We start from the raw sequence: 24,674 nt of genomic DNA on the forward strand, positions 1-24,674 counted from the left end.
TGTTGGTTTATATTTAGAGTATTCCAATACATTCTCAGGAGGAAGCTATTGAAGAAAATACTTTGTAAAAAGGTGTTGGTTATCTCGATTGGGACAGTGATTGCCTTTGGGAATTTAACGTGGTCCGTGTCACAAGCTTCTAAACTGGCGAAACAGAGAGAGAGTGAAACTTTTGAACATGAGACAGTAAAATCTTCAGGGTGGGAAATGGCGGAATAAGCACAGTAACCAATAATTTTTTTCTCGATTTGCAACAAAGAAAAAGAAAAATGTATTGGATAATGAAACGTTGTTGATGATCAGCTGCTTGTCAATATGGAAGTACAATAAATGATAAAACAGCAATGGAGGTTCATTACACGTGATGTTATGTGTGATTGGGCTTCCATTTAATTTTTGTTTTTAGTTTTATGAAGAATGTCAGCACCTTTCATTTACCGTGATTGCCCATGCAGCAGTATTGGAGCAATCATGATTACATTCGTTCGGGAAAAGTATTCGGAGGTAATTTTGAAAAAAACTTGCAAATAGTAATGATTACGTTTTATTATTAGAGAGTGTTTTTGCATGGGTGAAAGCTTTGGTATTTAAATCGTAATGATTTTGATTTATGCACGGCAAAGAAATCAGGCAAAGGAGTGGTAAGGATGGAGATGAAGAAAATTCCGGTTACGGTATTGAGTGGATACCTTGGTGCGGGAAAGACGACGCTTTTGAATCATATTCTTGAAAATCGGAATGAGCTGAAGGTTGCCGTTATCGTTAATGATATGAGTGAGATCAATATTGATGCTTCGCTGGTCAAACAGGGAGGGTTTACCCGGACGGATGAAAAACTGGTGGAAATGCAGAATGGCTGCATTTGCTGTACGCTTCGTGAGGATTTGATGATTGAAGTGGAAAAATTGGCGAAACAAGGGGACATTGATTACATCGTGATTGAATCGACTGGGATAAGTGAACCGGTACCTGTAGCCCAAACCTTCTCCTATGTTGATGAAAGTATGGGAATTGATTTATCCGAATATTGCCGGCTTGATACGATGGTTACCGTTGTTGATGGGTATAACTTTTGGCAAGACTTCACTTCCGGAGAAACACTTATTGACAGGATGCAGGCAACTGATGCTGCGGATGGCAGGGAAGTGGTCGATCTATTAATAGATCAGATAGAGTTCGCCAATGTCATCCTGTTAAATAAAATCGATCTAATGGATGCTGACGCCGTTAAGGAATTGAAAGCGGTTCTTCATAAAATGAATGCGGATGCGAGGATCATCGAAACAAACCATTCCAAGGTGCCGCTAAAGGATGTATTGAATACACATTTATTTGATTTTGAAGAGGCAAGCCAAGGAGCTGGCTGGATAAAGGAATTGAATGAAGAGCATATCCCGGAGACCCTGGAGTACGGGATTTCGTCCTTCGTTTACAGAAGGAAAATACCCTTTCATCCCGAAAGGCTGATGGAGTGGTTAGAAAACTGGCCCGTACAAGTGGTGAGGGCAAAGGGCTTCCTTTGGCTGGCATCGAGAAATGATACGGCAGGCTTGCTATCGCAGGCAGGACCGTCATTAACTTTACAAGCAGCCGGTAAATGGATTGCAGCATTCCCTGAGGAAGAACAGCGCCAAATTTTAAAGGAAGCACCTGAATTATTGGAACGGTGGGATGCAGTATACGGTGACAGGATGACGGAGCTGGTGATGATTGGCATTCAAATGAATCAACAGGAAATCGAAAATGAATTAGATCAATGCTTATTGACGGAAATTGAGTTGCAGCAGGATTGGTCTTTGTATGAAGATCGATTACCTGCATTTACGGAAACCGTTCATTAAAAAACTTTAGGAGGAAACAAAAATGAGAGTAAACATTACTTTAGCATGCACAGAATCAGGGGACCGAAATTATATCACGACGAAAAACAAGCGGAATAACCCGGACAGGATCGAATTGAAAAAGTACTGCCCGCGATTAAAGAAACACACGCTTCACCGTGAAACAAAGTAATTTTGAGGTTTAAATCGTAATGATTATGTTTTAGTGAAAGACAATGGATGTAAAAGGAGGGAAGTTTCATGTTGGAATGGATCATTATTGGCGGAGGCATTCAAGGTATGACGATGGCTGCGTTTTTACTTAAGTCAGGAAAAACGACAGTGGACCAGCTGGCGATTGTCGATAGAAATCAAGAACCATTGGCAAGATGGAAGCATTGTACGGAAGTCATTTCAATGCCATATTTACGTTCTCCATCCGTACACCATCTGGATGTGAATCCATTCAGCCTGCAGAAATATGTGGAAAAGGCAGACTGGAACACTAACTTTTACGGCCAATATAAGCGGCCATCCCTGCAATCCTTCAATGAACATTGTGTTCACTTGGCTGATGATTTATCCATCAAGCAGGCTTGGGTGCAAGGGAAAGTCACCTCTGCCTGCAAAACGGGACAGGGCTGGGAAATCCAATTGCAAAACAAGCGAAGCCTTGTAGGGCAAAAGCTTGTGATTTCAATTGGTATTGGTGAACAGCCTTATTGGCCAGATTGGGCACAGCAATTAAAACAAGAGCATGAGGGTTCCATTTACCACATATTCGATGAAAATATTCCGGAGCTGACACAATTACAAGGGCCCATCACGATCATTGGGGGTGGCATATCTTCTGTCCATCTCGCTTTAAAGCTGAGTAAGATCTATCCCAATGATGTAACGGTACTAAAGCGGCATCCTTTTAGAATTCATGATTTCGACAGTGATCCTGGTTGGTTGGGGCCGAAAAAACAGCGTCCTTTCCATGCTATAACAAGCTATCAAAAAAGACGCGAGGCCATTATCCAGGCCCGTAATAAGGGATCCATCCCACCTGACTTACATAAAGCGCTGATGAATCATGTTAAACAGGGATTATTGCGTGTCATGGATGTTGAAGTGATAAGCGCTGTGTGGAGGGACGGGCATATTAGCCTCAGGGATAAAAACGAAAAGCTCATTCAAAAAACAGGGACGATCCTTTTAGCGACCGGCTTTAAGTCTTCAATGCCAGGGAAGGATTGGCTAACGCCAGTCATCCGGTCGCATGATTTACGCTGCGCTGAATGTGGTTATCCGATTGTATCGCAGTCGTTGCAGTGGGGACCTGGTTTATATGTCACGGGAGCATTGGCTGAACTTGAAATGGGACCGATATCCAGGAATATATCGGGAGCAAGACAGGCAGCGGAACGAATTGTGAATAGTTTATAGAATGTATAAAATCAAGATCTTTAAAAAAGGAGAATTAAAATGGCGAAAAAATCCAAGGTGATAAAAGCGGAAAAACAGTTGGCAATGGTCGAAAAGTATGCAGAACTTAGAAAGGAATTGAAGGAGAAAGGGGATTATGACGCATTGGCCAAACTCCCTCGTGATTCCTCGCCGACAAGGGTTCACAATCGTTGTGGAGTAACGGGGAGGCCCCGTGGATATATGCGCAAATTCAACATGTCACGTATCGTTTTTAGGGAACTTGCTCATAAAGGGCAACTGCCGGGTGTCAAAAAGTCAAGCTGGTGAAGCGGGGAGAAGAAAGGTGATTTAAGGATTAAAGTCTTTCATTAGAAGAGATCTAGTACTGCAGAGATCATTCATAAGAAAAGGAGCCCTTGTTAAACAGGAGCTCCTTTTTGGATGAGTAGGATTGCCGCATGCCTATACCCTTGGTCCCTTTTTAACTCAATGAAAGGGAAATCAATAATTGCTAGACTAAATGATATTCAGAAACCAATTGGCCAAAAGGAACACTTTCATCACCTTAGGTATGATTTCTATCTAAATTTTTAAAAGTTGATTGGAGCGGAAGGTGCGAGACTCCTGCGCGGAAAGCGAGTGCCTGGAGTGGACAAATTGTACTAATCCTAAAAAAAACTTAGGTATACTCAATTTTCATCAAGTTTGCCTACAGTCGGAGCCCTTGTTAAAACAAGGGCTCCTTCCTATTCACTCATCACTATAAAGAAGTGATGCTTACTTGACTGCCTTCAATGCTTGTTCAGATATATAGAAGTCTTTTCCGTTGTAAACGGTGATGGCATTTATTTCCTTTTGTTGAGTGGATTTAGGAGTCTTGCTGATAACGATATCCTTATTTGCAGGTAACTCTACTTTTTGCTGACCCTTTTTCGCTACGAAAACTGGGTTATTCGGGTCTGTCACATCAATACGTGTTGAATATCCTTTTTTCTCAAAGGAATCTTTAGCATTCATGTATAGTTTATTAGATAATTTTTGTAAATCAAAGCCCATAAATTCGGCCATTTTTTTAGCGAGATCTGTATTTTCCACTAATCCAGCCGGTTTTGAAGGGCCATAAGAATATAGGAAAACGTCTTCCCCTGTATGACCGCCTGTTGTAAAGCCAATGTTGGCACGGTTAGCAAGCATCTTTGTCATTTCAGCACCTACGTTTTTAGAAGAGGTAAGTTTTGCTGATTCTTCAGATGTCAGATCATCAAGTCCATACAGTGCTGCAACTTCTTTTAGATTGGAATGATCTGGTTTCAACTTACTTAAAGCTCCTTCAACAGTCATCTTCGCTTTCTTTAATGGATCGATGTAGGCTGAAACGGGCGTTTCCGGGTAGGAGGAGTTCGTGTTTACGTTACCCATTGTAATTCCGCTGTTCCCATGGTCCGTTACTGCAATGACCATCGTGTTTCCGTCATTTTTTGCAAACTTAAGGGCTTCATTCACGGCATCATCAAAAGCTAAAGTATCACTAATCATTCCGATCGTGTCGTTTCCGTGAGCAGCCCAGTCAATCTTGCTTCCCTCAACAAATAAGAAGAAGCCATCTTTATCTTTTTTCAAGGTTTTAAGGGCCTTATCAGTCATTTCGGCTAAAGTGGGCTCACTTGGCTTTGTTGTTTCACGATCTAAATCATATGCTAGGGCACTTGGTGCAAAGCTACCCCAAATTTTATTCGATTTAGAGTTTAACAGCTCGTCACGGGTTTCAACAAAATCATATTTATCTTCATCAAGCACTTCCAAAAGGTTTTCTCCATCAATTCTTGCATTTTTTGTTTTACCTGGTAAAAGAGATTCTTTCCCCCCTCCCAAAACCACGTCAATCCCCTGATAAACCTGCTGTTCCGCAATATCACCGTAATTGCTTCGATGTGTCACGTGAGCGGAAAAGCCTGCGGGTGTAGCATGCTGGATTTCAGATGTAGAGATGATCCCAGTAGCTTTTCCCGCTTGTTTCGCACCTTCCAAAACGTTGGCGACTGGTCTATGGGCATTTTTCGGATTAACCGGATCGAGCCTTGGAGAATTTACGATGGATGGCAGGACACCGACATATTTATCATTGGATTTATTTCCTGTCGCAAGCGCTGTTGCTGCAGGAGCTGAGTCTGTAATGGCCGATTCAGCTGAGTATGTACGCATGCCGCCAGACAGCATTTCGTCCATGGCTAGATTATCGCCTTTATACCACCTTGAAAGGGTTGTGGCTCCTGTGCTTGTCCCATCCATCACCATCATGATGACGTTTGTTGGTTCTTTTTTCTTGTCTTTTGCCTTAACATCGTCCTTCATTGTTGAAATACCTAGTGATGATATGGCTACCGCGCCCGCTAACGTAATTCCTGCTACCTTTTTGCTCATTTTCCCCAAAATGCATACCTCCAAGAAAATATAATTATTACATCTTAGGATAAATGCAGTGTATTAAGAAATTACTTCATTTAAGTAAAGAAAGGTTTTTTGCCTGTAAATTTTGTTAAACATTGAAGAGGCGGCCTGTAGAGTGAACGTTAAAAAAGCAGAAGTCTCTTAGACTCTGCTTTTTTTAGTATGCTGCTTTTTACCTTTGGAAAAATTCAATCCACTCTTTTTCCGGTCCATATACGTAGAAATAGCGATAACCATTTGGAAGGGTGACTATCTCTTCATCAATCAGCTCGATGTTATCCAAGCTTTTGATCCTTGCATATTCTACTTCGATATCATCCACGGTAATGGCAAAATGGTGGATCGTTGCTTCGGATGGCAGTGTGTCGCTATATCCCTGAATCAATTCTATTTCTGTTTCGTCCGACTCTTCGTAACCCAGGAATGCCAGTTCGATTACCCCATTAGTATGAGTCATGCGTGCTTTTAATTTTAAATCCAGCACATCCTGATAAAAGGCGATGGATTTTTCAAGATCTTTTACAACAACGCCAATGTGATCGACCCTTTTCGCAGCCAAGAAATCTTCCTCCTTCATTATATCCAGGTGCAATACGCTAATATTAGTATATATAAGATTATTCGGAATTTAATTACAATTTATAGCCGTTTTTAGATAATTTTTTAAATGATGTTAAAAAAGGGAATTCATTGGTAAATAATGAAAAAATGATGAATGGCTTTTGGGATAATACTTTTCTTCCATAATATTTCTTGATTGATTCTTTTTTTGGAAAGAATGGTATTATAATTTTCCAGGGCAAAAATTTGTTTCTAAATGGAATAGTCGATATACTATGGAAACAACTCCATTATTTAATGGATATGAGAGGAGAGGTAGCATGGGAAAAATTCGTGAAGGTGAGGTTTTCACCCTTACTGATGACAGTGATGAAGGCCATGAAGTTGAGGTTTTAGGATCATTGGATGTAGAAGGAACGGAATATGTTGCAGTAGGTTTGCTTGAAGATATTGAAGAGGATACAGATGAAGATATCGATATTTTCTTTTTCAGGGTCGAAGGCGAAGGTGAACTGCTCGATATCGAATCGGATGAAGAGTTCGAAAAGGTATCATTGGCGTTTGAAGCGGCATTTGAAGCGAAAGAATGACATGATAAAAGACGGCACAATTTGTGCCGCCTTTTTTTATATGTATAAAGAAAGTATTGGCCCCGCCTTCGCCAAATACCATGATAGCCACGCGTGCTATCCAGCCTTACTTAAGTATAGGGTTGTTTTATTGATAGGACGTGTACTCCATATGAAGATTTTGTTAATAAACGGAGTATTTTTCCACCTCCAAGGCATAGGATAAAAAAAGTGGAGGTGAAGGGATGGCCGTTGTAAAGCACACTGATGCCGATCTTGCCTTATTGGCAAGATTGCTTAGAGCGGAAGGCGAGGGTGAAGGGGATCAAGGGATGTTGATGATCGGTAATGTAGGAGTCAATCGGATTAGGTCGAATTGTTCCGATTTCAAAGGGTTGAGGACGATTCCAGACATGATTTATCAGGAGCATGCCTTTGAAGCAGTGCAGAAGGGGTATTTTTATCAGCGAGCAAGGGAGAGGGAAAAAAGACTTGCACGCCGCAGTGTAAATGGTGAAAGGTTATGGCCTTCGAAATTTAGCCTATGGTACTTCAGGCCACCGGGAGATTGTCCGGCAACCTGGTATAATCAGCCCCTGGTTGGGCGTTTCAAGCTCCATTGCTTTTATGAACCAACAGGTACAGAATGCCCAAATATTTATAATACATTTTAAGGAAGAGGCTGAACCTTATGGGGGTTTGGCCTCTTTGTGCATCAATCCTTGACTTGGAAAAAACATATGATAAAACTGGCAAATGATTTACTGATACTGTAAAATTGAGACTGTAAATTTCCTGATGAGAAAGGAATAAAAAAATTGATGAGTAAAAGGCTTATTGATTATGGACAAGGGCAAATCGGGGAACAGCCGGAAGATATTGCAGAGATATTTAAGTCTTTCGTGGAGAACAACCCGGACGCCATTTCCATTGTTGATCTGGAAGGGAAGACCCTTCTAGTGAATGCAGGTTTTGAAGAGTTTTTCGGTTGGACGAATGATGAGCTCATTGGCATGCCGTTTCCAATTATTCCTGATTTCTTGAAGGAGTCAGTCAATGAATTGCATGACCAGATTAAGGCAGGGGTACAAAAGAAAGGCTTTGAAACGGTCAGGCTAAGGAAGGACGGCCAGTTAATCGATGTAAGCATTTCCCTGTTCAATATCCGGGATGATGAAAATGAGCCGTGTGCACTGGTTTTCGTTTATCGGGACATCACGAATCAAAAACTTGCTGAAGCTGCCTTGAAGGAAAGTGAGCAAAGGTATCGCAGTTTAGTGGAGGTGTCACCTGAAGCGATTTTTGTACATCGCAATGGGATCATCGAGTATATGAATCCCATGGGGGCAAAAATGCTTGGGATGGATAGTGTGGAAGATATTATCGGTAAATCGGTTTTTCAGTTCGTTCACCTGGAGTCCCGGGAAAGTGTACAAAAAAGAATCGAGACCATGAGGGACGATCATCAGGCAGTTGGTTTACTGGAACAAAAGTTCATTCGGCTTGATGGACAAGTATTTTATGGAGAAACACTCGGTCTTCCGATTATTTATAAAGGTCAACCAGCCATACAGGTATTCTGCAGGGATATTACGGAGCGTAAAAAGACCGAAGAGCTGCTCTGTAAATCCAATATGTTATCGGCGGTAGGACAGATGGCTGCAGGCATCGCACATGAAATAAGAAATCCATTAACGACGGTCAAGGGATTTTTACAATTATTAAGGGAAGACCCTGAGCAAAAGGACTATCTTGAAATGATGGTCAGTGAAGTTGAAAAAATCGAAACCCTTGCCAATGAATTTTTAAGTTTAGCAGAGCCAGAAGTGAAGGTTTGTGAATTCATTCAGCTTAGCGATATATTGGATAGTGTGATTATGGTAGCCGAGTTTCAAGCGATTTTGAATGATGTTGAAATCATCAAGGAATATAATATGGATTCGGCATCTGTCTTTGGTGAACCGAATCAGTTAAAACAAGTATTCACGAATGTCGTCAATAATGCGATGGAAGCCATGCCGAATGGCGGCAAACTTCATATACAGTTAAACCATGAAGGAGGCTCTGCAATGATCCGATTCATGGATCAAGGCTGCGGAATCTCCAATGAGCGCTTGAAGCATCTAGGGCAGCCTTTTTATAGCACCTCTGAAAAAGGAACAGGGTTTGGGCTCATGGTCAGTACTAAAATCATCCATGAGCATAATGGGGAAATTCATTTCAGCAGCGAAGTGGGAGAAGGGACGATTGTAGATATCCGTCTCCCTATCAATGAAAGTTCACAATGAAAAGTGACGAGAAGCCATGCTCTCGTCACTTTTTGGTTTATAGTTTAACGATCGTTCTGCCTCTAGCTTCCCCTTTTATTAGGGTAGGAAGGACGTCAGGCAATTCTTCAAGTGTAATTTCCTGTTGAACGAGCTGTTCTAAATGCTCGGGTTTAAAGTCAGTGGCAAGGCGATGCCAAACTTTCAATCTTGTATCCATCGGGCAATTGACCGAATCGATCCCAAGTAGATTAACCCCTCTTAGGATGAATGGAAAGACGGTGGCAGGAAGGCTTGTACCAGCTGTCAACCCACTGACCGCAACAGCTCCGCCATACTTGATTTGGCTAAGGACCGAGGCTAACGGTTCACCGCCGACGGGATCTACCGCCCCGCTCCACTTCTGTTTGCCAAGTGCCCGCAGCTTGCCATCATATACATCTTCCCGCGATACAATGGTCGTTGCACCGATTTCCTTCAAGTAACCATGTTCCGATTCTTTTCCAGTACTCGCTTCCACGGAATAGCCAAGTTTGGAAAGGATCGAGACAGCGAAACTGCCAACCCCGCCAGTTGCACCAGTGACGAGAATGCTCCCTTGCTCAGGGGTGAGGTTATTTTCTTCCAGTCTCAGAACCGATAAGGCTGCAGTGAAACCGGCCGTACCGATGATCATTGCCTCTTTCATTGTAAGGCCTTCAGGAAGCGGGACGATCCACTCTGCAGGAACACGGGCAAATTGACTGTAGCCGCCGGATTGCGAAACGCCAATCCCATAGGAGGTCGCAATGACTTCGTCCCCTTCTTTAAAGTGCGAATCCTCAGATGAAACGACGACACCAGCCATATCAATTCCTGGAACGATCGGATAGCTGCTGACAATGTTTCCATTAGGAATGCTGGCAAGGCTATCTTTATAGTTCACACCGGAATAATGAACACGGATGAGCACTTCGCCTTGAGGTAGATCATCAAGTGATAGGTGCTGAATGTTAACGGTGAATTGATCATCTTGCTTGTTCACGACTAATGCATCAAATTGCTGAATCATGGTTCGGTCCCCCTTATAATAATGAATCTACCCCATTATAAAAGAAAAAATATAGGAATGTATAATGATACAATTCGAAATAAGTAGCGCTTGCTTTTCTTTCTGCTTCTAAAAATGGTACTATTAGATTTGATTCAGTTCATATTAAAGGAGATGTTTTACATGGCTAAAAAAGGATACATACTTATGGCAAATGGAGAAAAGATCGAATTCGACCTTTTCCCGAACGAAGCACCGAACACAGTGGCTAACTTCGAAAACTTAGCAAACACAGGCTTTTATAATGGTGTAGTCTTTCACCGTGTCATCCCTGGTTTCGTAAGCCAAGGCGGAGATCCAACAGGTACAGGTGCAGGCGGAAGCGGCAAGCAAATCAAATGTGAAACAGAAGGCAACCCTCACAAACATGAGGCAGGAAGCCTATCGATGGCACATGCTGGAAAAGATACAGGCTCAAGCCAATTCTTTATCGTGCACGAACCACAACCGCATCTTAACGGTGTTCACACAGTATTCGGTAAAGTGACATCTGGACTTGAAACAGCCAAAGCTATGAAAAATGGCGACAAAATGGAAAAAGTAGAAGTTTTTGACGCTGAATGATGAAAGCGAAAAGAGGGGGCATTATGCTCCCTCTTTTTTTGCCATGTCCATGGAGGCATTTTTTGCGAAAACCGGGGGAATATAGAGTCACTTTTGTATAATGCTTTCAGTGAAACGATATTTGACCGCTGTCAAGGTTTCTGAAATATCCCATAATCTTTTCGAAGTTTCTTCATTATATAAAGTATCTATGATATCGTCTTTTCTAGGAAAGCCTTTTCTGCTCTTCTTTCCATCAGGTCCGATATACTCCCCGCCTATTAATGCAGGTTCCGTTGCGGCATAAAGGGTAGGCAATGCTCCCTACTTGCCGGCTGGGTGATGGTTTTGGAAAGAAAGTGCACGAATCTATTTATGGGTTTGCCAGATCCGCGAGACATGAGATTAGTATGGGAAAGGCCCGGGTGACAGGCAACGCTAACCGGGTTTGCATCATGCTGGTTGAATTTATTCTGTAATTCGCGGGCGAAGAGTAGATTGGCCAGCTTGCTTTGCCCATAGTATTTCATCGGTTTATAACCGTTTTCACCATTTAGGTTTTCGAAGTCTATATATCCATTGATGGCGGCCAAGCTGCTCAATGTGACCACACGCGATTTTGGTGTAGAAAGGATACGCGGAAGAAGGAGGCCTGTCAAAGCAAAATGACCGAGATGATTGCTGCCGAATTGCAGCTCGAAACCATCCTTCGTCTTACTGTATGGCGGAATCATCACACCTGCGTTATTGATGAGGACGGAGAGTGAGTCATAGTTTTCCTGAAAGGAATCGGCAAAATGACGAATGCTGCTTAAATCACTTAAATCCAGATGCATCACGTGTACATTTGCCTTAGGATGGACCGATAAGATCCTATCGACCGCCTTTTCACCCTTTGAAGCATTCCGGACGGCAAGGATGATCTCTGCCCCCTTACCGGCCAGTGCAAAAGCCGTTTCGAAGCCAAGTCCACTATTTGCACCAGTAATCACAATGGTTTGCCCCGATACATCTGCCATTTCTTCGCCATTCCACTTTTCAATCATCCAATCACACCTTTCCACACAGTCTATACCTATCATATACCCAAATAATTCCTATATGTCACATTCTGTGGCGGGAACAGAGTGCTGTATTAAAAAAAATTAACCGCCCATTAAGTAATCCATTATATTTTTCATGATCAGAATGACGGTAACTATGATAAATAATACTCTTACATATGCCACTCCTTTCTTAATGGCGAATTTTGAACCGGCCAATGCTCCTGCTACCATGGAAATCCCCATCGGTATTCCATAGGAAAAGTTGACGGTATCAAGGAATATGAACATGATCAGTGCTGCCAGATTACTTCCGAAGTTCAAAAATTTTGCATTTCCTGCAGAGTGCAAAAAATCAAAGCCAATCATTAAAAAGGCAAACAAAATGAAAGATCCCGTTCCAGCGCCCAAAAATCCATCATAAAAACCAATGGCCAATATAGCGAACCCAAATAGTGCGGCCTTTTGCCATGTGAGTCTAAGGTAAGTCGATTTCTGTCCCCAGTCCTTTTTAAAAAAAGTATAAATGGCAATAGCTAGTAAAAGAACTAAGATCAGAGGTTTTAATAATTCAGGTGAGACGAAATTGACAACCCAAGCTCCTAGCAGGGAACCTATGAAAATCAGTGGGAAAAGTTTGGAAACCAGTCGAAAATCAACCTTGCCTGAGCGAATGAAGGCTATGGTACTTGTTAAAGACCCCATTGAACTTGCTAACTTATTCGTTGCGATCGCTTGAGAAGGGGAAAGTCCTGAAAATAATAAAGCGGGTATGGAAATCAGGCCTCCTCCGCCGACCACAGAATCAATGAATGCTGCCAAAAAGCCGAAAAACATCAGCAGCACGAGTGTTGAAATTTGTATATCCTCCATCCAAGAAGCCTCCGTATCAATGGCATTATGGCTAAATGCTAGTTTTGCTGAAGCCATAACCCAGTTTATTTATATTAGTCACTATTTAGATAGTAACTAATCAAAACCATTCTGTAAATAAGAATATGAAGAGTCATACCTTTTGAAATCGAATAGATTTCGATAAGAGATTTGGTATGATAGGCATATAACTTACTAAAAGCACTAGGAGGTACTATGCAAGATATCATTCAAAAACTACAATCTCTCGGGTTTAGTCAATATGAAGCAAAGGCTTATGTTTCTTTGGTTCGCCAAGGTCCAACCAGTGCCTATCAAGTAAGCAAGGAATCAGGAATTCCCAGGGCCCGCATCTATGAGATATTAAATGGACTTCAAGAAGAAGGAATCGTTTTAAAAGAGGAAATCAATGACTCGGTACAATATTCACCGCTACCAGTCGATGTGTTTCTGGAATCGGTCCAATCAAAATGGAATAATACCTACCAATCCATCAGTCATACACTAAAACAATTCGAGAAAATCGAACCGATGTCAGACAATCGTGTAATGACGCTTAAGGGTGAAGGGCACATCCTATCCTTTTGCCGTACTTTGATTCAAAAAGCCGAGAAACGGGTGGTGGTTTCCTTATGGGACGAGATGTATGGAAAACTTGAACAAGAGCTAAAAGGGATTGCCGCGCATTGCACTCTCAAGGGGATTGCATTTCAGGTTGAAAACCCATTACCAGGTATAGATATACATCGCAAAACAAGCTATGTGGACAATATCGGAGAGAACAAATGGTTCATCTTATCCATCGATGGCAAGGAGACGATTTACGGCCCTTCTCCCGAAACGAGAGAAACGGCGTTTTACACAGATGATCCCATTCATATCAATTTTCTCGAAAATTACATTTGGCATGATATCCTCGTTAACCGCTTGGTCAAAAAGGATGAAGAAGATGCCGAGAAATGGATTTCAAGCGAAAGAGATCGTTTTTTCTCCCTATAGATTTGAAAAAAGCTGATAACCCCATATGCGGGGATATCAGCTTTTTTATTTTTTGTACCAGAGTCATTCGGATAAAAGGGTTTTAGGAAATCTAATGGCCGTGGGCAAGCTGGATTTATCTCGATAAGACCTGTAAGACACAATCGTATGGTTATGCGCTTGAACATCCAACTGGAGAATCTGTGAGCTTTTCATCTCCAAATAGTACGTAACGTCTTCTTTTTGTAAATGGTAAAAAGAAAAAGGTATTCCTAAAAGGTCCTTGCTGATCAGTGTTGTTTCAGGCTGATTGATGATGTGCTCACCCAATTCCGCTATTGTAACAGAAGTTGTTCCTGTAATGGCTGTTATTTTTTCTTTTGCATAATCGACTGCATGACTGAAGGTGACGGCAATATTCTTAAAGATTCCGTTCATGGGGGCATCTCCTTTTAATTAGGCTTTGTTTGTAGTATGGTACGTGGCTAATGCTTTATGCAAAAAAATTCGTAATGATGATATAGAATTGTCGGTTTATGAACATGATTAAGATAGTGTGCAGCAAAATCAATAAAAGGGCAATTAAGGAAGGACAGAGAAAATGTCAATGAAGGTCAAAGCATGAAGAATAAAAATATATATTGGGGTCTGTTCCTCATCGTAATCCTCGCTTTTTCAGTGGTGTTCATTCAGTTGAATTCCAGAGCGGAAAAAGGGGAAGACGCCGATGCGGATAGTCATGAAAAAATAGAAAAATTGCTGAAAAAAATGACGATTGAAGAAAAAATCGGACAGCTTATGATGGTCGGTTTCAAGGGAACTGAAAAGAGCAGTGAAATTACAGAGCTTATCGAACAAAAACATATAGGGGGAGTCATTTATTTTGACCGCAATATGAAATCCCCTAAACAAGTGGCCAGGTTATCCAATTCACTTCAGCAAACGGCAGATCAAAGTACACATTCGCTTCCGTTGATGGTGGCCATCGATCAGGAAGGCGGGGACATCATCAGGATGAAGGAACGGGTATCGCCCCTCCCTGCGCAACAGGATCTTGGAAAAAATGCCTCTATTGAAGACATGTACAAAGTGGCCAAATTGAATGGGACAGAACTGGGCTCCATGGGGATTAACATTAATTTCGCCCCTGTACTTGATCTATCGAAAACGGATAAGCGTTCATTTGGGCAAGATCCGGAAAAGGTGTATCAATACGGAAAGAAAGCCATTCAAGGATTGAACGATGTATCGGTAACTGGTGCACTGAAGCACTTTCCTGGAAACGGACGCAGCGAAATCGATCCGCATGTCGAAACATCTTCCGTGGAGGCAAACCAACTTGATCTGGAAAATTCGGATATTTATCCTTTCAAGCAAATCATAAGTGAAATGGATAACCAAAAGTTTTTCGTGATGGTGACCCACATTAAATATCCAGCCTATGATAAAGAAAAACCAGCAAGCCTTTCTAAAATCATCATAGGTGACCTGCTGCGGGGGAAACTCAAATATGAAGGACTAGTCGTTACCGACGATTTGGAAATGGGTGCTGTGAACAAGTATTTCTCCTATGAAGATATGGGGAAGCAGGCAATCCTTGCAGGAGCCGATTTATTACTTGTCTGTCATGAATATTCCCATGAGCTTGAGGTATATAACGGATTACTGCAAGCAGTAAAGGCAGGGGAAGTTCCAATGGATAGAATTAACGAGTCAGTGAAAAGAGTGCTGACATATAAACTTAACAATATGAAGCAAACGAAAGCTGACCCGGACAAAGCTGAAAAAGTCGTGAAAAATCCCGAAAGCATAAAGTATATCGAAAGCCTGAGCGAGGATAAATAAAAGCGTAACCGTTCTCTCAAGAGGATGCTTTTGTTTAAATCAGCTGATAGAGGGAATACTATATATGACTAACTTGAAGGAGGAAACCAACATGCCATCAAACAAAATGCTTGGAACCGTCCTGATAGGAGCAGCCGCATTCTTAATGCGCAATAAGAAAACCCGTGAAAAAACCATGGGTCAAATAAGATCCCTAGCCACACCAGAAACCATTGATAAGGTTAAGAGCCAATTCCAATCAATAACCAAAACAAAATCAAGTAACCCATCCGTACGTTAAAGTAAATAACCCCATTAAGTTGTTATTAATGGGGCTTTTTTTATTGCTTAACATCCTTTTGGTAAACGATTAAACCGCCAGCAGAAGCCGGGGAAAGGAAAAAGAAAGCACCCGATTCTTTCGATAAACCTTGGACAGGTTTTCAAAAGTACAAGTGCTTTCATGAATGATCAATGATCATTCAGCTTCATCTTCACCGTCATCTTCTTTATTGAACCAAAGCGGATCCTCGTTATCGACTTCACCATTATAATTAATCAGGATTTCTTCTCCTGCTTTTATGTCGGTGTAAGCAAAGAAATCAAACGTATGATTCTTGAAGTTAATGTCATACGTAGCGTTGGGTGTATAAGAATGATTAAACAGCATGCCATAACCTAAAAGCATGGCAGTATGGTTAATTCCATATTCAAACGCATAATCAGCCAGCAATGTCTTCTCTATGAAAACATGCTCCTCGTTTGGATAAGCAATGACAGGTGCCTCATGCAAAAGCTCACCTTTTTTAATATCTCGTGTTGCGAATACGCCTCTATTGAACTCACCATCACTGAGTGTGGAAGTTTTAACTTCAATCATGTTCGTCACCTACTTGTTCTATTCAATATAGTCCAGATCATCTAAGCTTGACAGTTAATTAGGAGAAAAGCAACTATTTTACGGAATTAATCATTTTTAGTAAACGACACGATAGTTTTTTATTGGAGCTCTACCTGTACCGTAGGACGGAATTCTGCACATGAAGGCCGAAAAAAGGTAGCGAGCGGCCGAAATAATCCTCGGAAGGACGAAACATCTTCGTGGAGCGGGAAGTGCCATCATGAAGGAAGATAGTATGACCTGTGAGTCCTGGATACCGATTTTTACTGTTTATTATGATGTATCGGAAAATCCATTGTTATTCTAAAATGAATGTGAATAATCGGTTTATCTATTACAGTACATAAGAAAAAACACCTCCGCTAGAAGTGAAGCTAGGGAGGTGCCGTTCATATAGGTAAATCTCTTAATTCACACCCACAGCTGTAAAGGCATTTTTGACAGCTGTGACTTCTGCACTGGTTGAACCGTATAAATCAGAGGCCGCTTGTACGACTGCCGCTCTGGCTTGTGAAAATGTCGACGAGGAAGTTAAATAAGTCGTGTTTGCCCGGTAAAAGATGGTTCCCAGTTTATCAATGCCGATTCCGGATACACTTACGCCATGGTGAGTTCCGCCTGCAGAGATCAAATATGCTGCCTTATTTATGATTCCGCTGTTCGTGTGTACTCCTCCATTATCACCCGTTCCAGTATAACGGTTCGAATAATGGTCAGGGTCACCATTCAATGTTGGATTAGCCATTGAACGGAGTGCATCGCCGGAAATATTTGGTGTGTAAATATCTTCTCCGATCAAATAATCCGCTTTGGCACTTTGATTCTTAAATTCGACAACGGTGCCAAAAATATCAGAAATCGCTTCATTCAAAGCACCGGATTCATATTGGTAGGTAAGATTCGATTCAGTGGAAGAAACGGCATGCGTCAGTTCGTGTGCAACGACATCCAGACCGCCGGACAATGGGATGAACGTCGTGCCATCTCCATCACCGTAAACCATTTGGTTGCCATCCCAGAAAGCATTATTGTATCTCGAGCCATAATGAACGGTTGACTTCAGGATGGTTCCATTTCCATCATAAGAGTTCCGTCCAAATGTGGATTTGTAATAATCATAGGTTTTACCCGCATAAAAATGAGCATCCACACCAGCTTTATCGGTAGAAGCAGTAAAAGCATTTGTTGTGTTGGAAAAGAGTGTACCAGGCAATCTTGATCGGTTATTGGCATTATAAGTGTAGATGCCTTTGCCGCGTGTATTGTCTTGTAAATAGTATTTGCCGCTGGATAAGGTAGTGTTCAGTGACACGGTGTTGTTTAAGACCCCGGTGCCCGTTCCGACGGAATTGGTCCCCGTCACTTCATCCAGTGTATTAAATTTATTCAGGATTTTACCCGTTTTGACTGAAATGAAATAATTATGATTTCCTGGTTCCGGACTTAAGAATTTCAAATTGACTTTATATACATAATCGGCCTTGCCTTTATTTGCGTATACATATAGGTCAGATTCAGGCGATTGTTCGTAGGCAGGAGTGAACCCAAGATCCGCTTCCGCTATTTTGATAGCTTCGGATTTACTGATGCCTTTTTTTGCCTTTTTCCCTAATTTAGTGTTTAAATTGGCTTCAACCGTACCGGACACGACCGTCAATACACCTTTAGAGTCAATCGATACTGCTTGTGTGGAATTCCATACAGGTACGCCTTTATAGGTTTGTTGCAATCTAAGGATGGTATTGCCTAGTTCATCCTTGCTTTCTTTCTGGATCGTGAAGGAGTCTTTCGCCTTTTGCTTTTCTAGCTTGTAAGACTTTTTGTTTTCATCAAAAAAGGTAAGAATGATATCTTCTGCCGCTTGCTTTGATGGATCCGTAAGGTTCCCAGACTTGAATTCTAGCGAATCCTTATGCTTATTGTACTTTTCAACACTTAACACATTCTTTGCCGCTAAAGCTTCTTGATGGGGAATAGCAGAAAATAAAAGACCGATGGATAGTGCAGTTCCTAAAAATACCTTACCTTTCATAACATTCAACTCCTTCATGAGAATACCTCATTTTTACATCGTTTCATTATTATTATCAAATGGATAAAACTCGCGAAAAATATGACATTTAAAGGAATAAAATGGAGAAAAATGGATTTTGAAAGAAATATTCTTTGAATATATTCTTTTAGTAATATTTGGAATGTATTTATATAGAACCAAATGAATAAAAGTGCAAAAAAACATGGCGTAATGTGCAAAAAAACGTGGCGTAAAGTGCAAAAAAAATTGTCTATTGAAGGCGTTTTTTTAATAATTTGTTGATTATTGCGTTTTATAAATCTGGCATGAAAATTGCATATATATCAGAAAAGGAATTCGAATTGTAAATTGGATCTATTTGAAAGTCTATGAAATAGGAAAATTTATTAAATGGATTTCCCATATATGAAAGCGCTTATATAGAAAGGGATGAAAATTTATGATACCAAAACAAGACAATGACATCTTGCATCCTCCAAAGCAAGAAGAACAAGAATTAAAGCGCGGTTTAAAATCCCGTCATTTAACGATGATTTCCATTGGCGGGGCTATTGGCACCGGGCTGTTCCTTAGCAGCGGGGCAGCCATTCATACAGCTGGGCCAGGCGGCGCATTACTTGCTTATGCCTTAGTTGGGGCAATGGTGTACTTTGTGATGACGAGCTTAGGGGAACTGGCAGCCTTTATGCCGACAAGCGGCTCTTTCAGTACTTATGGATCGAAATTCGTCGATCCGGCATTTGGTTTTGCCTTGGGATGGACGTATTGGTTCAATTGGTCGATGACGATAGCGGCAGAGTTGGCGGCCTCGACAATGATCATGAAATTCTGGTTTCCGAATAGTCCATCATTGTTATGGAGCTCATCATTCTTGGTGCTCATTTTCCTATTGAACTATTTATCCGTTAAAGGATATGGTGAAGGGGAATACTGGTTTTCCTTCATAAAAGTAACAGCCATCGTTATTTTTATAATCGTCGGGCTGCTAATGATCGTCGGCATTATGGGCGGCGAAGCAGTAGGCTTTAAAAACTTCACCGTCGATGACGCTCCTTTCCCGGGTGGGTTCATGGGTGTCTTCATCGTGTTCATAGCGGCTGGCTTTTCTTTTCAAGGTACCGAAATTGTCGGTGTGGCTGCCGGGGAGAGTGAAGATCCTGCACGGAATATACCGAAGGCCATTAAAAGTGTCTTCTGGAGAATCCTGCTCTTTTACGTATTGGCAATCTTTGTAATAGGACTGCTTATCCCTTATACGAACTCAAGTTTACAAGGTGATAACGTCATGGTAAGCCCATTCACGCTCATTTTTGAAAAAGCTGGAGTGGCCTTTGCTGCTTCGCTTATGAATGCCGTCATTTTAACAGCGGTATTATCTGCAGGTAACTCCAGTCTATATGCATCTACGCGTATGTTATATTCAATGGCAAAAGATGGGCAAGCACCTCGTATTTTTGCAAAGCTTAATAAACGCGGAGTACCGGTTGCAGGAATGATTTTGACATGTTCCATCGGCATGCTGGCATTTTTAGCCTCCATATTCGGTGATGGTAAAGTGTATATTTGGTTAATGAATGCCATTGGAATTACAGGATTTATCTTTTGGCTGGGCATTTCCATCAGCCATTACCGTTTCCGGAAAGCATTCATCGCTCAAGGCCATTCATTGGAGAAGCTGCCCTATAAGGCATTATGGTTCCCGATTGGACCGATCTTTGCCATTTTAATTGGCATGATCGTCATCCTGTCCCAAAATATCCAAGCCTTTTTCTCAGACCAGATCGATTGGGGAAGTGTTATAGCAGCATACCTGGGAATTCCGCTTTTCCTTGGTCTATGGTTTGGCTATAAACTGGTAAGAAAAACTAAATTCGTTAAACTTGATGAAGTCGAATTTGACTTTGACAAAAAATATGAATGAACAAGTGTAAAGTAAAATCAGCCGGACAATTTGTCCGGCTTTTACTTGTTTTCCATAGGCTCATTATCAAAAGCTAGGAAGCTGATTCCTAGTTTTTTATTTTTGGTAAATGGAAATTTATACAAATCTAGTGGGAGGTGTTATATGATAATCGTAAACTCTGCTAAATTGAATGTACAGAACGACGGGGAAAGCTTTTAATATTTCCAAGGGAAAGGGAAGGTGCACGGCTGATGACCTTATTGACTCATTTAAAAGTATTGGACTTTTCAACGTTACTGCCAGGCCCATTTGCCACTTTGATGCTAGCGGATTTAGGAGCGGACGTTTTGAAGGTAGAGAGGCCGGGAGCGAAGGATTCATGGGGTGTGAACCAATATCTTAACAGATCGAAGAAGTCGATCACACTTGATTTAAAACAATCCGGGTCCATCGAATCCGTAAAAAATCTAGTGAAGGAATACGATATCGTCATTGAACAATTCCGTCCAGGTGTCATGGAACGCCTAGGACTGGGGTATGAGGCATTAAAATGGATCAATCCGAAGCTGATTTACTGTTCCATCACTGGCTTCGGCCAGACCGGTCCCTATAAAGACCGACCGGGACATGATATCAATTATATTTCGATTGCAGGCTTATCAGGCTATTCCGGTACGAAAAAGGACGGGCCGGCAAAAAACGGAACCCAAATAGCAGATCTTGCCGGAGGCTCACTGCATGCTGTTATCGGTATATTATCTGCTGTCATTCATAGGGAAAGAACAGGAGAAGGCCAAGCCATCGACATCAGCATGACCGACTGCAGTTTTGCCTTGAATGCCATATCCGCACCTCTGAATTTACAAGGGGGCCTCGAGCTTGAACCAGAAAAACTGATGTTAAACGGAGGGTCCTTTTATGACTTTTATGAAACGAAATGTGGACGCTATTTTTCGGTAGGAAGCCTTGAGCCCCCTTTTCGAAAAGCATTATGTGAAGCGATCGGTGCACCCGAATTGTATAAACTGAGCATGAAAAGCGATGAAGAAAGCGGAATCAGGTTTAAAACGGCCATTCGACTTGCTTTTCTTGAAAGAGATTTTCATGAATGGCAGGAAATATTCGCTGATTTCGAGGCCTGCGCAGAACCAGTGCTGACCTTCACTGAAGCGGCCGAACACCCCCAATTGAAGGAGAGGGGAATGATCGTCAAGGTACCTGACGGAAAAGGAAGTGCCCAGAAGCAAATCGCATGCCCGATCAAAACATCGGTTTTCACCCCTGAATATAAACATGCAGGCTTGAGGCCAGGACAAAACAACGCAGAAATTCTTCGCACCCCCAATCGCTAAATAATGATGTAAAGGCTATCCCTTTTCCGAGTTTTTTGGAAAGGGATAGCCGTTTTTTTGAGGGCCGAAAAAGCGGCGGAAGGCCGTATTAAGCAGAAGGAGAACAAATTATCCTCTTATCACTTGTGGAAAGCAACATATTGCTACTGTGAAATTTTACTGGTTATAACTAATTTGGACAGGGTATCAGAGTAACATCCCTGTCAAAGGGCTTTTGAGAAAATTGCTCAGGTAAGGAGGATTTATTAGACATGTTTGGTCTCTCTGATATCATTAAATTTCTATTTTCCTTTTTTTTGATCATGCCGATCGTTACGCTGATACATTTGAGCGGGCATATTTTCTTTGTTACGATCTTTGGGGGATCAGAAAAGAAAATCTTGATCGGTTGTGGTAATAAACTTTTCGCCTTTCGGAACATAGAGGTGAGGAAATATTATTTTTGGAACGGGACTTGCGAGTTCAAGGGATTGAAACATGATAATCGATTGACGAATACGCTGATATATTTAGGGGGGGCTATCTTTAATTTAGTCGGCATGCTGATCATATATAGCTTAGTGTATCAGAATATCTTGGAAAGCTCGGTAATCTGGTATCAATTTATCTATTTTTCTTTCTATATTATGTTTTTCTCCTTGTTTCCGATGTATTTCTCGGACGGGTCGCCTAGTGATGGGAAGGCTGCGGAATTGGCATTGAGGAACAAGCTGGAAGATAGGGTGACGGATGATATATTTGTGAAGAAAATGGATGATGAAGATAGCTGCAAGTAATCGGTAAACCCGGCATATGCTATAACCGACGTTCCATATGCATGGCAGGAGGGGAATGCGAGGATGAGTACATTCAATCCATTCAAAAATGGCATACCGATAACGGTAACTGAAGCTATGATAGAGAGAATCATAAAAATGAAATCATATGATCAGGATATTAAAGTCGATATTACGCCAAAGCATATCGTGCTTTCGGGAACGATGGAAGTGAAAAAAATGATGTTTAAGAAAAACGTAGCTTTCCGGATTACATTAAAACCGGTACACGTCGAAAATAGAACGATTTCATTTGAATTAGTGGAAATGGAACCAATTGACAGGAATTTCATCAACCAAAGGATATTTAACAGACCGCCATTTTTTGAATTTGAAAATAGAACGATCAAAATGAATGTTAATGCTTGGAACCTCGTGAGAAAAGTTCCGGTGGGCACAATTAAATCGTATGAACTTGTCGAAGGTGCATTGAAAATGAAACTTTCTTTATGATTTAAGGGGATATTTTACATACATCCTTAACTGCAATCTATAAAGGGAGTGCCAGGTATGTTAGTGTTATGGTGACATCGGTCATGAAAAAAATGTGTTTGATAAATCAAGCTCTTTAAAATATACTAAATGACTTGAAGTTTTGAGTTTTTCTGGGAATGAGGAGGATAATAATGGATCAGAAGATTTTGCCTGCTTCTGCAAGCATGAAGGATTTCGAAAGATTTTTAGAAAGTTCCTATGAAATAGGTGTGTTTCTTGATTTGCATATATCACAATTGAAAAATGTAAGTATGATGGCAAAGCAGCATAATAAGAAAATGATCTATCATGTCGATTTGATTCATGGCATAAGAAGTGATGAGTACGCGACAGAATTCATTTGTCAGGAATATAATCCCTATGGGCTGATTTCGACTAAATCAAGCGTTATATTGAAAGCGAAGCAAAAGGGGGTCATTGCCATCCAGCGAATCTTTTTAATAGACTCACATGCGCTTGAGAAAAGTTATAAGCTGGTGCAGAAAACCAAGCCGGATTATATCGAAGTATTGCCGGGCGCCATGCCATGGATGATAAAAGAAGTGAAGGAACGATTGCAGACACCCATTTTTGCAGGCGGCCTCATACGTACTTCGGATGAAGTCCTGAACGCCCTTGATGCTGGAGCGTCGTCAATCACCACTTCCAAAACTGAATTATGGGATATCGTCTAATAGGGACGAATTGAAAAAAATTACAGAAAAATAGATTTATTTTTCACAAAATATTGACAGCGTTTTCATAACCTAGTATATTTTACAGTACAAGTTAATATATGTGACGGAGACTAGGAGATTCACAACAGATCTATTCATAATTTTTTTATGAAGATAGTTCTGCTGTGGATCTCCTTTTATTTGTTGGCAAAGTTTAAAAATTTATCAGGGGAGGGGTTTTATCATGACTCCATTTTGGGGAGAAGTGTTAGGCACGATGATATTGGTTTTATTCGGAGCAGGTATTGGGGCGGGTTCATCCTTAAAGGGTTCATATGCAAAGGATGCCGGTTGGATCGTTATCACGATAGCGTGGGGATTGGCTGTTACCATGGGTGTTTTTGCAGTGGGTTCCATAAGCGGGGCGCATTTAAACCCGGCGGTCACAGTAGGGTTTGCCATTATTGGAGAATTTCCTTGGAGTGATGTGCCCGGTTACATCGTGGCCCAAATGATTGGCGCAATCCTGGGCGCAACTCTAGTATTCCTGCACTATTTGCCACACTGGAAAGCAACTGATGATCCAGGAACGAAGCTTGGAGTGTTTGCGACTTCACCTGCAATCCCGCACACATTATCAAATCTATTAAGTGAGATGATTGGAACTTTCATCCTTATCCTTGGTTTATTATTTATAGGTGCCAATGATTTTACAGAGGGTCTAAACCCATTCGCAGTCGGGTTATTGATTGTCGTGATCGGGATGTCACTTGGAGGAACGACCGGATACGCCATTAACCCGGCCCGCGACCTGGGGCCGCGCATCGCTCACTTTTTGCTGCCGATACCTGGTAAAGGCAATTCCAATTGGGGCTATTCATGGATTCCGGTCGTTGGACCGATTGTTGGGGGTTCACTTGGTGCCGTTTGTTATAAAGCCTTCTTTATGGGGGAAATAACAGCAGGATTTTGGTCTGTTTTGGGTATAGGCCTGGTACTATTGATATTAGCCTATGCTTTTGGTAAAAAACAGTCACATGAATTGGAAAGCAGAAATATTGCTAGTTAATTAAAAGGAGGGGCATACA

26 protein-coding genes are annotated in these 24,674 nt (G+C 41.4%); 18 read left to right on the forward strand and 8 right to left on the reverse strand.

What is annotated here, in order from left to right:
• Positions 1-48: 48 nt before the first annotated feature.
• From QFZ73_RS13930 to rpsN, 5 genes are all read left to right on the forward strand, one after another.
• Entirely contained in the window at positions 49-219 is a 171-nt protein-coding gene (locus QFZ73_RS13930; RefSeq protein WP_307267044.1) for a hypothetical protein, read from the forward strand.
• Between the two features lie 428 nt (positions 220-647).
• Complete coding sequence (locus QFZ73_RS13935; RefSeq protein ID WP_307267048.1) at positions 648-1,841, forward strand: GTP-binding protein; 1,194 nt, start codon at positions 648-650, stop codon at positions 1,839-1,841.
• Between the two features lie 22 nt (positions 1,842-1,863).
• Entirely contained in the window at positions 1,864-2,013 is a 150-nt protein-coding gene (gene rpmG / locus QFZ73_RS13940; protein ID WP_034310390.1) for a 50S ribosomal protein L33, read from the forward strand.
• 68 nt (positions 2,014-2,081) lie between these two features.
• Positions 2,082-3,251 carry an NAD(P)-binding domain-containing protein gene (locus QFZ73_RS13945; protein WP_307267056.1) on the forward strand — a complete coding sequence of 390 codons (1,170 nt, stop codon included), beginning with the start codon at positions 2,082-2,084 and terminating at the stop codon, positions 3,249-3,251.
• A 39-nt stretch (positions 3,252-3,290) separates the two neighbouring features.
• Entirely contained in the window at positions 3,291-3,560 is a 270-nt protein-coding gene (gene rpsN / locus QFZ73_RS13950; protein WP_285847395.1) for a 30S ribosomal protein S14, read from the forward strand.
• Between the two features lie 450 nt (positions 3,561-4,010).
• Here rpsN and QFZ73_RS13955 read toward each other — a convergent pair whose 3' ends face one another.
• Positions 4,011-5,654, reverse strand: coding sequence for an alkaline phosphatase (locus tag QFZ73_RS13955; protein WP_307272771.1), 1,644 nt, complete (start codon positions 5,652-5,654; stop codon positions 4,011-4,013).
• A 199-nt stretch (positions 5,655-5,853) separates the two neighbouring features.
• Complete coding sequence (locus QFZ73_RS13960) at positions 5,854-6,240, reverse strand: VOC family protein (RefSeq protein ID WP_285847394.1); 387 nt, start codon at positions 6,238-6,240, stop codon at positions 5,854-5,856.
• A 322-nt stretch (positions 6,241-6,562) separates the two neighbouring features.
• Between QFZ73_RS13960 and QFZ73_RS13965 the strand changes: the two genes are divergently transcribed.
• The 3 genes from QFZ73_RS13965 (at position 6,563) to QFZ73_RS13975 (ending at position 9,099) form a co-directional block, all read left to right on the forward strand.
• A complete protein-coding gene (locus tag QFZ73_RS13965) occupies positions 6,563-6,832 on the forward strand; it encodes a DUF1292 domain-containing protein (protein WP_034310405.1) in 270 nt (89 codons plus the stop codon).
• 224 nt (positions 6,833-7,056) lie between these two features.
• Positions 7,057-7,485 (forward strand): cell wall hydrolase, encoded by a 429-nt coding sequence (locus tag QFZ73_RS13970; RefSeq protein WP_251437386.1) that lies wholly within the window; start codon positions 7,057-7,059, stop codon positions 7,483-7,485.
• Between the two features lie 147 nt (positions 7,486-7,632).
• Positions 7,633-9,099, forward strand: a complete 1,467-nt coding sequence (locus QFZ73_RS13975; protein ID WP_307267064.1) for a PAS domain-containing sensor histidine kinase — start codon at positions 7,633-7,635, stop codon at positions 9,097-9,099.
• A 37-nt stretch (positions 9,100-9,136) separates the two neighbouring features.
• Here the strand turns inward: QFZ73_RS13975 and QFZ73_RS13980 are convergent, their stop codons facing one another.
• Entirely contained in the window at positions 9,137-10,129 is a 993-nt protein-coding gene (locus QFZ73_RS13980; protein ID WP_307267068.1) for an NADPH:quinone oxidoreductase family protein, read from the reverse strand.
• Positions 10,130-10,291: 162 nt separating this feature from the next.
• Between QFZ73_RS13980 and QFZ73_RS13985 the strand changes: the two genes are divergently transcribed.
• On the forward strand, positions 10,292-10,732 hold the full coding sequence (locus QFZ73_RS13985; protein ID WP_063234129.1) for a peptidylprolyl isomerase: 441 nt from the start codon (positions 10,292-10,294) through the stop codon (positions 10,730-10,732).
• A gap of 260 nt (positions 10,733-10,992) precedes the next feature.
• Here QFZ73_RS13985 and QFZ73_RS13990 read toward each other — a convergent pair whose 3' ends face one another.
• Positions 10,993-11,757 carry an oxidoreductase gene (locus QFZ73_RS13990; RefSeq protein ID WP_307267073.1) on the reverse strand — a complete coding sequence of 255 codons (765 nt, stop codon included), beginning with the start codon at positions 11,755-11,757 and terminating at the stop codon, positions 10,993-10,995.
• 99 nt (positions 11,758-11,856) lie between these two features.
• Positions 11,857-12,627, reverse strand: coding sequence for a TSUP family transporter (locus QFZ73_RS13995; RefSeq protein WP_307267078.1), 771 nt, complete (start codon positions 12,625-12,627; stop codon positions 11,857-11,859).
• Between the two features lie 216 nt (positions 12,628-12,843).
• Here QFZ73_RS13995 and QFZ73_RS14000 point away from each other — a divergent pair, with 216 nt between their 5' ends.
• On the forward strand, positions 12,844-13,626 hold the full coding sequence (locus tag QFZ73_RS14000) for a TrmB family transcriptional regulator (protein WP_251437381.1): 783 nt from the start codon (positions 12,844-12,846) through the stop codon (positions 13,624-13,626).
• Between the two features lie 63 nt (positions 13,627-13,689).
• Here the strand turns inward: QFZ73_RS14000 and QFZ73_RS14005 are convergent, their stop codons facing one another.
• Complete coding sequence (locus QFZ73_RS14005) at positions 13,690-14,043, reverse strand: hypothetical protein (RefSeq protein WP_251437380.1); 354 nt, start codon at positions 14,041-14,043, stop codon at positions 13,690-13,692.
• A 183-nt stretch (positions 14,044-14,226) separates the two neighbouring features.
• Between QFZ73_RS14005 and nagZ the strand changes: the two genes are divergently transcribed.
• Both nagZ and QFZ73_RS14015 read left to right on the forward strand, forming a co-directional pair.
• Entirely contained in the window at positions 14,227-15,450 is a 1,224-nt protein-coding gene (gene nagZ / locus QFZ73_RS14010; RefSeq protein WP_307267085.1) for a beta-N-acetylhexosaminidase, read from the forward strand.
• A 91-nt stretch (positions 15,451-15,541) separates the two neighbouring features.
• The gene (locus QFZ73_RS14015; protein WP_063234131.1) at positions 15,542-15,730 is read left to right on the forward strand and encodes a hypothetical protein; all 189 of its coding nucleotides are present in this window, start codon (positions 15,542-15,544) and stop codon (positions 15,728-15,730) included.
• Between the two features lie 177 nt (positions 15,731-15,907).
• On the opposite strand, the gene QFZ73_RS14020 is transcribed toward QFZ73_RS14015, so the two are convergent.
• Both QFZ73_RS14020 and QFZ73_RS14025 read right to left on the reverse strand, forming a co-directional pair.
• Positions 15,908-16,309 carry an SET domain-containing protein gene (locus QFZ73_RS14020; protein ID WP_192206858.1) on the reverse strand — a complete coding sequence of 134 codons (402 nt, stop codon included), beginning with the start codon at positions 16,307-16,309 and terminating at the stop codon, positions 15,908-15,910.
• A gap of 427 nt (positions 16,310-16,736) precedes the next feature.
• Positions 16,737-18,362 carry a M4 family metallopeptidase gene (locus QFZ73_RS14025; RefSeq protein WP_307267094.1) on the reverse strand — a complete coding sequence of 542 codons (1,626 nt, stop codon included), beginning with the start codon at positions 18,360-18,362 and terminating at the stop codon, positions 16,737-16,739.
• A 442-nt stretch (positions 18,363-18,804) separates the two neighbouring features.
• Here QFZ73_RS14025 and QFZ73_RS14030 point away from each other — a divergent pair, with 442 nt between their 5' ends.
• From QFZ73_RS14030 to QFZ73_RS14055, 6 genes are all read left to right on the forward strand, one after another.
• Positions 18,805-20,286, forward strand: coding sequence for an amino acid permease (locus QFZ73_RS14030; protein WP_307267096.1), 1,482 nt, complete (start codon positions 18,805-18,807; stop codon positions 20,284-20,286).
• A gap of 233 nt (positions 20,287-20,519) precedes the next feature.
• Positions 20,520-21,620, forward strand: a complete 1,101-nt coding sequence (locus QFZ73_RS14035) for a CaiB/BaiF CoA transferase family protein (protein ID WP_307267099.1) — start codon at positions 20,520-20,522, stop codon at positions 21,618-21,620.
• 251 nt (positions 21,621-21,871) lie between these two features.
• Positions 21,872-22,396, forward strand: a complete 525-nt coding sequence (locus QFZ73_RS14040; protein ID WP_307267108.1) for a hypothetical protein — start codon at positions 21,872-21,874, stop codon at positions 22,394-22,396.
• Between the two features lie 63 nt (positions 22,397-22,459).
• On the forward strand, positions 22,460-22,888 hold the full coding sequence (locus tag QFZ73_RS14045) for a hypothetical protein (RefSeq protein WP_251437370.1): 429 nt from the start codon (positions 22,460-22,462) through the stop codon (positions 22,886-22,888).
• 173 nt (positions 22,889-23,061) lie between these two features.
• Positions 23,062-23,604 carry a glycerol-3-phosphate responsive antiterminator gene (locus tag QFZ73_RS14050; RefSeq protein ID WP_048683275.1) on the forward strand — a complete coding sequence of 181 codons (543 nt, stop codon included), beginning with the start codon at positions 23,062-23,064 and terminating at the stop codon, positions 23,602-23,604.
• A 226-nt stretch (positions 23,605-23,830) separates the two neighbouring features.
• Positions 23,831-24,655, forward strand: coding sequence for an MIP/aquaporin family protein (locus tag QFZ73_RS14055; protein WP_251437368.1), 825 nt, complete (start codon positions 23,831-23,833; stop codon positions 24,653-24,655).
• The last annotated feature ends 19 nt before the right edge of the window (positions 24,656-24,674 follow it).

Origin of the sequence: Peribacillus sp. V2I11 (genome assembly GCF_030817135.1) — a bacterium.
Lineage (GTDB): Bacteria > Bacillota > Bacilli > Bacillales > DSM-1321 > Peribacillus > Peribacillus simplex.

Excerpts from the sequence above, each read along its gene's own strand:
- QFZ73_RS13985 (WP_063234129.1), top strand. The coding sequence starts at position 10,292 with ATGGCTAAAAAAGGATACATACTTATGGCAAATGGAGAAAAGATCGAA.
- QFZ73_RS13980 (WP_307267068.1), bottom strand. The coding sequence starts at position 10,129 with ATGATTCAGCAATTTGATGCATTAGTCGTGAACAAGCAAGATGATCAA.
- QFZ73_RS14015 (WP_063234131.1), top strand. The coding sequence starts at position 15,542 with ATGCCATCAAACAAAATGCTTGGAACCGTCCTGATAGGAGCAGCCGCA.
- rpsN (WP_285847395.1), top strand. The coding sequence starts at position 3,291 with ATGGCGAAAAAATCCAAGGTGATAAAAGCGGAAAAACAGTTGGCAATG.
- QFZ73_RS13935 (WP_307267048.1), top strand. The coding sequence starts at position 648 with ATGGAGATGAAGAAAATTCCGGTTACGGTATTGAGTGGATACCTTGGT.
- QFZ73_RS14000 (WP_251437381.1), top strand. The coding sequence starts at position 12,844 with ATGCAAGATATCATTCAAAAACTACAATCTCTCGGGTTTAGTCAATAT.
- QFZ73_RS14030 (WP_307267096.1), top strand. The coding sequence starts at position 18,805 with ATGATACCAAAACAAGACAATGACATCTTGCATCCTCCAAAGCAAGAA.
- nagZ (WP_307267085.1), top strand. The coding sequence starts at position 14,227 with ATGAAGAATAAAAATATATATTGGGGTCTGTTCCTCATCGTAATCCTC.
- QFZ73_RS13970 (WP_251437386.1), top strand. The coding sequence starts at position 7,057 with ATGGCCGTTGTAAAGCACACTGATGCCGATCTTGCCTTATTGGCAAGA.
- QFZ73_RS14040 (WP_307267108.1), top strand. The coding sequence starts at position 21,872 with ATGTTTGGTCTCTCTGATATCATTAAATTTCTATTTTCCTTTTTTTTG.
- QFZ73_RS14020 (WP_192206858.1), bottom strand. The coding sequence starts at position 16,309 with ATGATTGAAGTTAAAACTTCCACACTCAGTGATGGTGAGTTCAATAGA.
- QFZ73_RS13955 (WP_307272771.1), bottom strand. The coding sequence starts at position 5,654 with ATGAGCAAAAAGGTAGCAGGAATTACGTTAGCGGGCGCGGTAGCCATA.
- QFZ73_RS14055 (WP_251437368.1), top strand. The coding sequence starts at position 23,831 with ATGACTCCATTTTGGGGAGAAGTGTTAGGCACGATGATATTGGTTTTA.
- QFZ73_RS14035 (WP_307267099.1), top strand. The coding sequence starts at position 20,520 with ATGACCTTATTGACTCATTTAAAAGTATTGGACTTTTCAACGTTACTG.
- QFZ73_RS13975 (WP_307267064.1), top strand. The coding sequence starts at position 7,633 with ATGAGTAAAAGGCTTATTGATTATGGACAAGGGCAAATCGGGGAACAG.
- QFZ73_RS14050 (WP_048683275.1), top strand. The coding sequence starts at position 23,062 with ATGGATCAGAAGATTTTGCCTGCTTCTGCAAGCATGAAGGATTTCGAA.
- QFZ73_RS13990 (WP_307267073.1), bottom strand. The coding sequence starts at position 11,757 with ATGATTGAAAAGTGGAATGGCGAAGAAATGGCAGATGTATCGGGGCAA.
- QFZ73_RS14045 (WP_251437370.1), top strand. The coding sequence starts at position 22,460 with ATGAGTACATTCAATCCATTCAAAAATGGCATACCGATAACGGTAACT.
- QFZ73_RS13995 (WP_307267078.1), bottom strand. The coding sequence starts at position 12,627 with ATGGAGGATATACAAATTTCAACACTCGTGCTGCTGATGTTTTTCGGC.
- QFZ73_RS13945 (WP_307267056.1), top strand. The coding sequence starts at position 2,082 with ATGTTGGAATGGATCATTATTGGCGGAGGCATTCAAGGTATGACGATG.
- QFZ73_RS14025 (WP_307267094.1), bottom strand. The coding sequence starts at position 18,362 with ATGAAAGGTAAGGTATTTTTAGGAACTGCACTATCCATCGGTCTTTTA.
- QFZ73_RS13965 (WP_034310405.1), top strand. The coding sequence starts at position 6,563 with ATGGGAAAAATTCGTGAAGGTGAGGTTTTCACCCTTACTGATGACAGT.
- QFZ73_RS14005 (WP_251437380.1), bottom strand. The coding sequence starts at position 14,043 with ATGAACGGAATCTTTAAGAATATTGCCGTCACCTTCAGTCATGCAGTC.
- rpmG (WP_034310390.1), top strand. The coding sequence starts at position 1,864 with ATGAGAGTAAACATTACTTTAGCATGCACAGAATCAGGGGACCGAAAT.